Source organism: Nonomuraea rosea (genome assembly GCF_039539705.1).
In the GTDB taxonomy this organism is placed as follows: Bacteria; Actinomycetota; Actinomycetes; order Streptosporangiales; family Streptosporangiaceae; genus Nonomuraea; species Nonomuraea rosea.
On sequence record NZ_BAABDQ010000055.1, the window covers coordinates 43,117 to 54,119 of the forward strand.

Here is an 11,003-nt window from a genome sequence, read left to right on the forward strand (position 1 = left end):
GCCGCGATTGGCCTGCGCACCGTTGACTGATCGCGGCCGGTTGCTTTCATTAGAGAGCAGGAACGGGTGGCGGCGAGGGGAGGCGGCCCGTGCCAACGGCGCAGCCGCTCAGAACGGGGGACCCGCACCGTCTCGGGGAGTACGAGCTTGCCGGACGGCTGGGCGAGGGCGGACAGGGAGCCGTGTTCCTCGGTTCTAGAGACGACGAGACATACGCGGTCAAGTTACTGCACGGACCGGTGGGGGACGAGCGGCAGGCGTTCCTGCGCGAGGTGGAGCTGGCCAAGCACGTGGCCAGGTTCTGCACGGCGCAGGTGGTCGGCGCGGGGTTCGACGACGGCCGGGCGTACATCGTGAGCGAGTACATCGACGGGCCCTCGCTGCACCGGGAGGTCGCGCTCACCGGGCCGCGGCGCGGCGGCGCGCTCGAACGGCTGGCCGTCAGCACGGCCACCGCGCTCACCGCGATCCATCGCGCGGGCATCGTCCACAGGGACTTCAAGCCGCAGAACGTGCTGCTCGGCTCCGACGGGCCGCGGGTGATCGACTTCGGCCTGGCCAGGGCGCTGGACGCGGCGGCCACGATGAGCGGCAGGGGTGTGGGGACTCCGGCGTACATGGCGCCCGAGCAGATCACGGCGTCGGCCGTCACGGGGGCGGCGGACGTGTTCTCGTGGGGCGCGACGATGTGCTTCGCGGCCAACGCCTCGGCGCCGTTCGGGCAGGACTCGGTGGCGCCGGTGCTGCACCGCATCCTGACCGCCGCGCCCGCGCTCGGCCGCCTGGACGGGCGGCTGCGGACGCTGGTGGAGGCGTGCCTGGACAAGGACGCCAGGAACCGGCCGAGCAGCAGGGAGCTGCTGTTCTCGCTGCTCGGGAGCACGGACGAGATCCCGGCTGAGGTGCTGAGGTCGCCGCCCGCCCCCATCCTGCGCGTCCCGCCGCCGCTCATCCCCGAGCCCCGGCCGGCCACCTCCACCCCTGACCCGGAGCCCGATCCGGGATCCGGTTCGGGGCCTGGCCTGGGGTCTGCGCCGGGATCTGGCCTGGGAGCTGGCCTTGGGTCTGGGCCGGGATCTGGTCTGGGGTCTGGGCCGGAGTCTGGGCTGGGGTCTGGGCTTGGGCTTGGGTCTGGGCCGACGCCCAGGGTGCCGCTGGCCGAGCCTGAGGCGACGGGCGCGCCGGGCGGCTACCGGCTGGCCTCCTCCTATGGCGCGGAGGAGCCGCAGCGCGCGGGGGGCTCTCATGACGGTGGCCCGTCGGCCGGGTCCGCCGGGCCGTTCGGCCAGGGGAGCGGGAACGGGAGCGGGCCCGTGGCGGCGCGGCGGCCCAGGGCCGGGTGGCCGCGGGCGGCCATCGCGGTCTGCGCGGCCCTGCTGGTCACGGCCGCCGTCCTGATCACCGTGATCATGCCGACGATGGGCGAGGACAAGCAGACGAACCAGGCGGGCGGACCCTCCGCGCCGTCGCCCTCGCGGTCGCTGCCCTCCAAGACCACGCACAACAGGTCCACGCCGCCCAAGACCAAGGCGACGCAGGAGGATCGCAAGCCCACCGCGGACCCGCCGGTGGCGCAGCCGGTGACGGTGCCGATCCCGGCGCTGACGGGGATGGACAGGGCGGCCGCGACCAGGGCGATCAAGGAGGCCGGGCTGGTGCCGGGCGGCGTCGCCAAAATCGACTCGGCCAGGAAGATCGGCCAGGTGGTCGGCAGCAGGCCCGCCGCGGGTACCGTCGTCGGCAAGGGCACCAAGGTCTCGCTGGAGGTGTCGGCGGGCCTGGCCGTGCCCGCGCTCGCCGGGCTCCAGCGCAGGGCCGCGGAGGAGGCGCTGACCGGGGCGGGGCTCCAGGCCGGTCTGATCACCCGCGTCTGCTCCCCCCAGCAGAACGGCCGGGTGCTCGCCACCCAGCCCCGGGCGGGCAGCCGGGTCTCCGGCCGCGCCACGGTGGCTCTCACCGTGGCGCGTCAGGGCGCCCCGGTGCCCTCGGTCGTCGGGCAGGCGCGCGAGAGCGGGCGGGCCGCGCTGGTCGCGGCGGGCTTCACGGTCGGCTCCAGGGAGCAGGTCGTGGACGACGAGTCGAAGGTGGGCACGATCCTGAGCCAGAGCGTCCCGTCCGGCACATGCGCCAAGGCCGGGGCCGAGGTCCTGATCGTGGTCGGCCTGGCCGGTCAGTCCGGCCCCGACCCCAACGAGCCCACGGAGACCCCGACCGGCCCGGCCACCGCCCAGTGACACCTCTCCTGCGGCTACCCGGCCGCAGCGTCGGGTTTCCTGCGGCCACCCGGGCACGGTGCCGGGTCTCCTGCGGTCACCCGGGCGCGGTGCCGGGTTTCCTGCGGTCACCCGGGTGCGGTGCCGGGCAGGCTGAGCCTTATCGGGGGGCTCCTTCCAGCGTCACGGTCTCGCCGGTCAGCCGTGATCTCTCGGCGGCCCAGGCGATGAGGTGGCTGTGCAGGCTCTCGCCGGGCGAGGAGAGGATCGACGAGCGGTCCCGCGTGGCGACCGCGGACAGGAACGCGTCCATCAGCCCTTCGTCACCGCCCCCATGGCCGCCCCCGGCCGTCGCGTCGCCCGTGGGCCGGGTCTCGACGGTCTCCGAGCGGCCGGTGACGAAGTCGTGGACGGTCAGGCGGTCGCCGTCGCCGTCGATCGACCCGCGGGTGCCGAAGATCCGGGTCTGCCGGTGCAGCGCCGGGGTGAAGGCGGTCATGGTGAACGACGCGGTCGTGCCGCCCTCGAACTCCATGTTCACGACCTGGTGGTCGACCACGTCGTTGTCGCAGTCGTAGACGCACCTGCCGTACGGGCCGGTCCTGAGCGCGTCGAGCACGCCCTGCTCGGAGACGTCGTCCGTGAGCACCGACAGCGGCCAGGCGGCCTTCCCGGCCAGCGGGAGGTAGATGCGCTTGGCCGAGTACGGGCAGGCCGCCTCGACCGCGCAGTCCAGGCAGCGCCCGGCCGCGCCCGCCGGCCGGTTCTCCGGGCGGAAGTGCTTGAGCCCGCCGAACGAGGAGACGCGGGTCACCTGCCTGCCGGTGAGGTGGACCAGCCAGTCGAGGTCGTGGCACGACTTGGCGAGCAGCATGAACGTCGACTCGTCCGTACGCCGCCAGTTGCCGCGCACGTATGAGTGCGCCTGGTGCCACCACCCGACCGGCTCCAGGTGCTGGATGCTGACGATCTCGCCGATCCGGCCCGCGTCGAGCAGCCCCTTGAGCGCCCGCGTGTACGGGGTGTAGCGCAGCACATGGCAGACGGCGAAGACCGCGTCGGACCGCTCGGCCGCCGCGACGATCGCCCGGCAGTCGTCCTCGGAGACCGCCATCGGCTTCTCCAGCAGGATGTCGTAACCCAGCTCGGCGAAGCGCACGGCGGGCTCGATGTGGTCGCGGTCCTGGGTGGCGATGACGACGGCGTCCGCCTGGCGGGGCAGCGCGGCCAGCTCACGCCAGCCGGAGTACTGCGCCGCCTCGGGGAACCTGCCGCGGCGGCTGTCCAGCGGATCCGCCACCGCGACCACCCGCGCCTGCCCGCTCTCGACGGCGTGGCGGGCGTAGGAGGTCCCCCGCGAGCCCGCGCCGACGACGGCGAGAGTGACCATGACGCCTCCACATATGTAACCAGTTTCCGTATGTCGGCCGATGCTAGGATCCAGCCTGCGTAGACGTCAATAGAGAAAGTTATGGGGAAGGGTCTCATAAGTGACGGAGCTCCGGCCGGGTGACGCGTCGCTCCTGCGCAAGGTCAACACCCAGGTCACGCTCAGAGCCCTGCGCCGCGCGGGTGTGGCCACGCTGACCCAGCTCGGCCGCGTCACCGGGCTGTCCAGGCAGACGGTCGAAGCGGTGCTCGACGAGCTGGGCGAACGCGGCTACGTCAGGGAGCTGCCGCCCGACGAGGGCGTCATGGGGCGGCCCGCGCGGCGCTTCGGGTTCCGCGCCGACGCCGGCTACGTCGTGGGCGTGGAGGTCGGCGGCGACGTCATCGTGGCCGCGCTGGCCGATCTGAACGGCGAGGTGATCGCCTGGGAGCGGGCCGTTGTCTCCGGCGACGCCGCGGCGCACGAGCGGCTGGAGGCGGCCCGGCGTACGTCACTGACGTGCGTGGACGGCGCGGGCGTGGCACGCAAGCACGTGTGGGCGGTCGCGGCGGGCACCCCGGGCATCGTGGACCGCACCGGGCGGGTGTCGCTGTCGATCACCCTGCCCGGCTGGACGGGCGTGGACCTGGCCGGGCTGGCGGAGCAGTGGTTCGGGTGCGCCGCACTGGCGGCCAACGACGCCAACCTCGCCGCGCTCGCCGAGCACTGGCGCGGCAGCGCGCAGCACGCCTCCGACATCGTGTACGTCCTGATCGGCCACCGGGCGGGCGCGGGCATCCTCATCGGCGGGCGGCTGCATCCCGGACGCAACGGGGCCGCCGGCGAGATCGGCACCCTGCGGCAGGTCGGCTGGGAGGACGCGGCCCGCGAGCTGGTCAAGGACGCCTCGGCGGCGCAGGTGTTCGAGGCGGCGCTGCGCGGCGAGCGCGAGGCCGTGCGCCGGGTCGACCGCTACGCCGAGCACCTGGCGATCGGCGCCTCCGCCCTCGCCCTGGCCGTCGACCCCGACCTGCTGGTGCTCGGGGGTGGTTACGCGCAGGCCGGCGACGTGCTGCTCGAACCGCTGCGCAGGCACCTGGCCGAGCTGTGCGTGAGCGCGCCTGAGGCGGTCACGTCCACGTTCGGGGACGAAGGGGTGGCGCTGGGCGCGGTACGCCTGGCGCTCGACCACGTCGAGCGCGAGATCCTCGGCCTCTGACGCTCCAACCGGCTCCAGCAACCGGGTCTGGTCGCCAGCTCCGGCAACCGGCTCTAGCAGCCGCGGACGGCTTCCAGCAGGACGGTCCTGACCTGCTCCTCCGGCAGGTCCATCGTCTTGACCACGCCCCACTGCAGCGCGCCGAGCAGCGCCCAGCTCCTCAGCCTGAGCTCCGGGCCGGGATCGTCGCCGGTCAGCTTGGCGAAGATCTCGTCCCTGAGCGTCCGGATCGTCACGCGCTCCGCGTCCTGCGGCACGGAGTCGTCGGCGGCCAGGTCCTCCATGAACAGGCGGATCACCGAGCGGTACCGCACCGCGAACCCGACCAGGGCCTCGACGAAGTCCGCCCGCGTGCCGTGGTCGGTGCCGAGCAGCACCAGCATGTCGCCGGCCGCGGGGGAGAGCAGCTCGGAGGCCAGGCGGTCCTTCGGATGGAAGTGATAGGCGACGGCGGTCTTGGTCAGGCCGACGGCGGCGGCGATGTCGGCCAGTGACGTGGCCGCGTAGCCGCGCTCGGCGAAGAGCTCTCTGGCAGCGGCCAGAATCCGGGTACGGGTGTCGTCGGCTGTGTTCATCGTCTCATTTCCCTGCGGGATAGAGCCTTCCGGTCATCCCCCGCTTTATCGTATGGCCTGTACGACCGTACAGGACGGGCGTCGGGTGGGGGCTGAGCGATGACGCGGTTGCTGGGACGGCTGGGTGGATGGTGTGCGCGCCACGGTCGGATCGTGCTGGTCTTATGGGTGATCGCGGCCGCCGCGCTGATGGGCAGCAGTCTGGCCTTCCCGAGCCCGACGAGCAATGACGCGAGCATTCCCGGCACCGATGCGCAGCGCGCGCACGACCTCATGAAGGAGGGCTTCGGGTCGGGATACGCGACGGGCGGCACGGTGCAGCTGCTCGTGTACTCCGCGGGCGGCCCGCTCATCGACGACGCGCGTAAGCGGGCCGTGGAGCAGTCCATCGACAGGCTGCGCACGATGCCGCACGTCGAGCAGGTGGACACGCCCTTCCGCCGCGGCGGCATCTCCTCCAACCTGCAGATCGGGCTCATCACCGTACGCATGCAGGGGCATGACCCGAACAAGCTCGCCCAGACCACGCAGACCCTGTCGAAGGCCGCGGACCCCGCGCGGGCCGCCGGGCTCGAAGTGGTGCCGGCCGACAGCTCCACCCCCGCCGACAAGGAGATCAAGACCGGGCCGAGCGAGATCATCGGCGTGGTGTGCGCGCTGCTGGTGCTGGTGTTCGCGTTCGGGACGCTGGTGGCCGCGCTGATCCCGATCTTCACCGCGATGATCAGCGTCGCGTCGGGCCTGGGCGTGATCGGGCTGCTCGGGTGGGTCGTGGACATGCCCAAGCAGGCCGGCATCATGGCCACGATGATCGGGCTCGGCGTGGGCATCGACTACGCGCTGTTCCTGCTGTCGCGCCATCGCCGGCTGCTGGCCGAGGGGGTGCCGGTCGTGGAGTCCGTACGCAGGACCGTGGCCAGCTCCGGCGGTGCGGTCGTCTTCGCGGGCGGCACGGTGATCATTGCGTTGAGCGCGCTGATGCTGGCCGGCTTCCCGCTGCTGGCCACGCTGGGCTGGGTCACCGGCATCTCGGTCGTCGCCGCGGTGCTGACGTCGGTCACGCTCGTACCCGCGCTGCTCGGAGTGCTCGGCCACCGCGTGAACGCGCTCAAGGTGCCCTTCCTGCGCGGCTCCGGCAAGGCGGGCACCGGCTGGGCGGGCCTCGGCTCGTGGGTGGCGCGCCGCCCCTGGCGGGTGCTGCTGGCCAGCGCGCTCGTGCTGGGGGCGCTGGCCGCGCCCGCGCTCGCGCTGAAGCTGGGCGCGCTCGACGAGGGCTACGGCGTCCAGGGCTCGGAGTCGAGGCGCGCCTACGAGCTGATGGCCACCGGCTTCGGCCCCGGCTCCAACGGGCCGCTGATCGTGGTGGCCGAGCTGCCCTCGAAGGTCGCGGACGCCAAGGACCCCATCGTGGACAACCTCGCTCGCGAGGTGGCGGACGTGGACGGCGTCGCGCATGTGAGCGAGCCCAAGGTCAACACCTCCGGCCGCTCGGTGCTGCTCCAGGTCGTCAGCGAGTACGCCCCCAGCGACAGCCGGGCCGCCGAGGTGGTCAGGGACGTCAGGGCCATCGCGCTGCCCGGCGTCCAGGTGCACGTCGGCGGGAAGGTCGCGGGGCTGACGGACGCCGGGGACCGGATGGCCGAGCGTACTCCGCTGGTGATCGGCGTGGTGGTGCTGCTGAGCGCCCTGCTCCTGCTGCTGGCCTTCCGCGCGCCCGTCGTGGCGATCAAGGCGGCGGTGATGAACCTGGTCTCGCTGGGCGCCGCGTTCGGGGCGCTGGCGATGGTGTTCTCGATCGGGCTGGGCAGCGGGCTGGTGGGCATGGATCCGCCGGTCAACTCCTCCTTCGTGCAGACGGTCTTCTTCTCGGTGCCGATCGAGAGCTATGTGCCGTTGATGCTATTTGCGGTGTTGTTCGGGCTGTCGATGGACTACGAGGTGTTCCTGCTGACGGCGGTGCGGCAGGCGTACCTGCGGCATGGGGACAACAAGCGGGCGGTGGCCGAGGGGCTCGGCTCGACCGGGCGGGTGATCACGTCGGCCGCGCTGATCATGGTGGCGGTGTTCGTGGCGTTCATCGCGTACCCGGATCCGATGGTGAAGACGTTCGGGGTGGGGCTGGCGGTGGCCATCGCGGTGGACGCCACGATCATCAGGGGCTTCCTGGTGCCCGCGACCATGGTGCTGCTGGGCCGGCTCAACTGGTGGTGCCCGCGGTGGCTGGACCGGATCCTGCCGAACCTGTCGGTGGAGGGCCACGAGGAGGACGAGCCCGCCCCGCGCCTGCCTGAGCCGGTCAAGGCGGGCGTCTGACGGCGCGGGCCGGTGCGGCCCGCGCCGTCGGACGGTCAGCCGATCTGTACGCAGTCCATCATCAGGACCTGGTCGGGGACGTCGGCCCGGCCGCCCCCCGTGCACCTGATCCTGATCGGGAACTGGCGGGTCTGGCCGATGACCTCGCCGGTGAAGTCGCCGTTGGTGACCGCGCCCGGCGAGGCCGCGCAGCCGCCGGTCAGCACGGTGGTCGCCGGATCACCGTGCAGAGTCTCACAGGTGTAGACGGGTGGGTCGGCCGCCTGGGCCGCGGACGGGGTGAACGCCGCGGCGGTCAGGGCGAGGGCGGCGGCGGACGTGACGAGACGGATCATGGAGCTCTCCTTGCATGGGGGATGTGAACCGGGGCCGGGAGCCCGGCCGTCAGTCCGGGTCGGCGAGGTTGCAGGCGGGGACCCAGCCGACGACGCCGGTCGTCGCGTTGCGGCCGTGGTGCCACAGGGTGCTCTCGAAGTTGTCGCACCGGTAGAGCTGGTGCTCCTCAGAGCGGTCGGAGTCGAAGCCCTGCCCCGCGTAGCCGAGGCCGTTGCGGCCGGAGCCCGCCCGCGGCTCGCTCCAGATGACCACGCCCTGGGCGCCGAAGTCGTACAGGCGTCTGGCCTCGGCGGCCTGGGCGTGGACCAGGCCGCCGAGCGCCAGGGTGGTGAGCAGACCGGCCATGGTGGCTCGTCTGACGTGCATGATTGCCTCCCTCTGTGATGTCGCTGTCGCTCACAGTAAGGGGGTGGCTACTCAATGTTCCAATGGTTTTTCCCGGCGCCGCCAGCCCAGGAAACCGCCGTCCAGGGGGCTGGCGTCGTAGCCGCGCTCGCGCAGCAGACGGACCGCTTCGGGGGAGACCACGCAGTACGGGCCGCCGCAGTACGCCACGATCCGCGCCTGTCTCGGCAGGTCGTCCAGCTGGTCGCGGAGCTCGGCCAGGGGCACCGAGATCGCTCCGGGGACGTGGCCGGCGGCGTAGTCGGCGGCCGGGCGTACGTCCATGACCAGCGTGGCCGGATCCGCGAGCCGGGAGGCCAGCTCGTCGGCGGTCACCCCCTCCAAGGAGCCCAGCCGGGCCCGCACCGCGTCGCGCAGGTCGGCGAGCCGACCGCCGGCGAACCCCTGGAACTCGCCCAGGAACCGCGACACCCGGGCGTCGGCCAGCCGATAGTAGACGCGGGTGCCCTCCCGCCTGCTGGTCACCAGGTGGGCGGCGCGCAGCTGCTGGAGCTGCGCCGAGGTGTTCTTCAGCGGGATCTCCGCCGACCGCGCCAGCTCCTCGACCGTGCGCTCGCGCTGGTCGAGCACGTCCAGCAGGCGCAGCCGCACCGGGCTGGCCAGCGCCTTGCCGATGCGGGCGAGCTGCTCGTAGATGGGCTCCTCGGGGAACTGCGGCATCAGACCATGTACTGGTCGTGCCGCAGGTAGAGCTCTGTCCATTCTTCGGGGGTGAGCTCGCGGCCGGTCGTGGCGATCTCCGCCAGCTCCTCGAAGTACGCCTCGCGCGGCGCACCCGGGGTGAACAGGATCAGCATCGAGGCCGGCTCGCCCGACTCGTTGCGGAAGCTGTGCACCCCGCCCTCGGGCAGGAACAGGAAGTCGCCCGGCTTGCCGTCGGCCCACTTGTCGCCGTTGAAGAGCCGGATCGTGCCGGACAGCACGTAGAACGACTCGGTCATGGTCCGGTGGAAGTGCGCGCCGGGGCCGGACGGGCGGGCGCTCATGTCCCACCGGTACAGGCCGTAGGCGCCGTTCGTGGAGCCGCCCGTGGCGAGGTAGTGCACCTTCGTGCCGCCCTCGCCCATGGACAGGTCCGGCGCCCGGCCGGACAGATCGAACGTGCCGCTGTGCTCGCCCGTCTCGCCGAAGTAGCGGGGCTCAGGGTAGGACATGGCGCCTCCTCTAGTTTTCTAAGGAAGCTTAGAATAGTCAGCGCAATTCCGGTAGGACCTGGGTGGCGATGAGTTCGAGCTGCGCGGGCTCTTCGGCCCGCCGCGCGTAGGCGCGGAACGCGCCGGGGTCGAACGTGCCCTCGGCGACCTGCTGGGGGAGGGAGACGGCGAACCGGATCGTCTTTTGTGTCATGTTCCCCTGATAGCCCCGTCCCGGCGGTCCGTCCAGCCTCGCACGCGGCGGTCAGAAGGTGATGACCGTCCTCGCGACGCTTCCTTGCCTGACGTGGGTCACGGCCTCGTTGATCTGGTCCAGGGGCAGCCGCTCCGAGATCAGCCCGCCCAGGTCCAGGCGGCCACGAAGGTACTGGCCCGCCAGCATGGGCAGGTCGCGGTGCGGTGCGGCGTCGCCGCCCTGGGTCCCCATCAGGCGGCGGGAGGAGAACAGCAGCCCGGTGTCCAGCTCCATCGGACGGCCCTGCGGCGGGCTGCCGACCATGACCGTGGTGCCGCCCGGCTGGGTCGCCGCGAACGCCTGCGCCAGGACGCCGGGCACGCCGGTCGCGTCGAAGGCGTAGTCCACGCCGCCCCGCACCAGCTCGCCCACCTGGCGGGGAAGATCCGTGGCCAGGACGGTGTGGGTGGCGCCGAAGCGCTCGGCCAGCTTGAGCTTCTGCTCGGCCACGTCGGCGGCGACGATCGTGGTCGCGCCGGCCAGCACCGCTCCCTGGACGACGTTCAGCCCCACGCCGCCGCAGCCCACGACGAGGACGCTGGCGCCGGGCGGGACGTGGGCGACGTTGAGCACCGCGCCGACGCCGGTCACGACGCCGCAGGCCAGCAGGCACAGGGCGTCGAAGGGGGCGTTCTTGGTGACCTTCACGCACATGAGCTCGCTGACGACCGAGTACTCGGCGAACGACCCGATGCCGATGAAGCGGCGGATCTCCTGCCCGTCGAGGGTGACCCTGGGCGGGCCGCCCATGATCGTGGGCAGCCTGGCGGGGCCCGAGCACAGGTGGAAGCGTCCGGAACCGCACTGACGGCAGTGCCCGCAGGGGCCGTTCATGGAGATGATGACGTGGTCGCCGGGTTTGACGGTGGTGACGCCCGTACCGACGCTTTCGACCACCCCGGCGCTCTCGTGACCGAGGATGAACGGCGGGCTGCTCACCACGGGGCTCTTGCCGTCGATGGCCTTGAGGTCGGACCCGCACACGCCCGAGGCCTTGATCTGCACGCGGACCTCGCCGGGGCCCGGATCGGCGATCTCGACCTCGCGCAGCTCCATCGGGGCGTGGAATCCGGTCAGCACGGCGGCGCGCATCAGCATGGGCCACACGGTAACCCGGCGCGAAATTGTGAGCAAGCGGTTGCTCGGTTGGCCGTTGACACCCCTCTTGGGCGAATTTACGCTCG

The 11,003-nt window shown here is 72.3% G+C and carries 11 protein-coding genes; 3 read left to right on the top strand and 8 right to left on the bottom strand.

Annotation, left to right across the window (positions count from 1 at the left end; all coding sequences use genetic code 11):
* The first annotated feature begins 89 nt into the window (after positions 1 to 89).
* Positions 90 to 2,234 (top strand): protein kinase domain-containing protein, encoded by a 2,145-nt coding sequence (locus ABEA43_RS60765; RefSeq protein ID WP_345577580.1) that lies wholly within the window; start codon positions 90 to 92, stop codon positions 2,232 to 2,234.
* Between the two features lie 139 nt (positions 2,235 to 2,373).
* Here ABEA43_RS60765 and ABEA43_RS60770 read toward each other — a convergent pair whose 3' ends face one another.
* Complete coding sequence (locus ABEA43_RS60770) at positions 2,374 to 3,603, bottom strand: Gfo/Idh/MocA family protein (protein WP_345577583.1); 1,230 nt, start codon at positions 3,601 to 3,603, stop codon at positions 2,374 to 2,376.
* Between the two features lie 100 nt (positions 3,604 to 3,703).
* On the opposite strand from ABEA43_RS60770, the gene ABEA43_RS60775 reads away from it, so the two are divergent.
* The gene (locus ABEA43_RS60775) at positions 3,704 to 4,801 is read left to right on the top strand and encodes an ROK family transcriptional regulator (protein WP_345577585.1); all 1,098 of its coding nucleotides are present in this window, start codon (positions 3,704 to 3,706) and stop codon (positions 4,799 to 4,801) included.
* 53 nt (positions 4,802 to 4,854) lie between these two features.
* On the opposite strand, the gene ABEA43_RS60780 is transcribed toward ABEA43_RS60775, so the two are convergent.
* On the bottom strand, positions 4,855 to 5,376 hold the full coding sequence (locus ABEA43_RS60780) for a TetR family transcriptional regulator (RefSeq protein WP_345577587.1): 522 nt from the start codon (positions 5,374 to 5,376) through the stop codon (positions 4,855 to 4,857).
* Between the two features lie 153 nt (positions 5,377 to 5,529).
* Here ABEA43_RS60780 and ABEA43_RS60785 point away from each other — a divergent pair, with 153 nt between their 5' ends.
* Positions 5,530 to 7,689: an MMPL family transporter gene (locus ABEA43_RS60785; protein WP_345577590.1), complete on the top strand. Its 2,160-nt coding sequence runs from the start codon at positions 5,530 to 5,532 to the stop codon at positions 7,687 to 7,689.
* 35 nt (positions 7,690 to 7,724) lie between these two features.
* On the opposite strand, the gene ABEA43_RS60790 is transcribed toward ABEA43_RS60785, so the two are convergent.
* The 6 genes from ABEA43_RS60790 to ABEA43_RS60815 are packed head-to-tail and all read right to left on the bottom strand — an operon-like array spanning position 7,725 to position 10,917.
* Positions 7,725 to 8,024 carry a hypothetical protein gene (locus ABEA43_RS60790; RefSeq protein ID WP_345577593.1) on the bottom strand — a complete coding sequence of 100 codons (300 nt, stop codon included), beginning with the start codon at positions 8,022 to 8,024 and terminating at the stop codon, positions 7,725 to 7,727.
* Between the two features lie 49 nt (positions 8,025 to 8,073).
* A complete protein-coding gene (locus ABEA43_RS60795) occupies positions 8,074 to 8,391 on the bottom strand; it encodes a hypothetical protein (protein ID WP_345577597.1) in 318 nt (105 codons plus the stop codon).
* A 51-nt stretch (positions 8,392 to 8,442) separates the two neighbouring features.
* Entirely contained in the window at positions 8,443 to 9,090 is a 648-nt protein-coding gene (locus ABEA43_RS60800; RefSeq protein ID WP_345577600.1) for an ArsR/SmtB family transcription factor, read from the bottom strand.
* Positions 9,090 to 9,584 carry a cupin domain-containing protein gene (locus ABEA43_RS60805; RefSeq protein WP_345577603.1) on the bottom strand — a complete coding sequence of 165 codons (495 nt, stop codon included), beginning with the start codon at positions 9,582 to 9,584 and terminating at the stop codon, positions 9,090 to 9,092. Before ABEA43_RS60805 ends, ABEA43_RS60800 begins: the two co-directional genes overlap by 1 nt.
* A gap of 37 nt (positions 9,585 to 9,621) precedes the next feature.
* Complete coding sequence (locus tag ABEA43_RS60810; RefSeq protein WP_345577606.1) at positions 9,622 to 9,777, bottom strand: hypothetical protein; 156 nt, start codon at positions 9,775 to 9,777, stop codon at positions 9,622 to 9,624.
* 51 nt (positions 9,778 to 9,828) lie between these two features.
* Positions 9,829 to 10,917, bottom strand: coding sequence for an alcohol dehydrogenase catalytic domain-containing protein (locus tag ABEA43_RS60815; protein WP_345577609.1), 1,089 nt, complete (start codon positions 10,915 to 10,917; stop codon positions 9,829 to 9,831).
* Positions 10,918 to 11,003 lie beyond the last annotated feature (86 nt).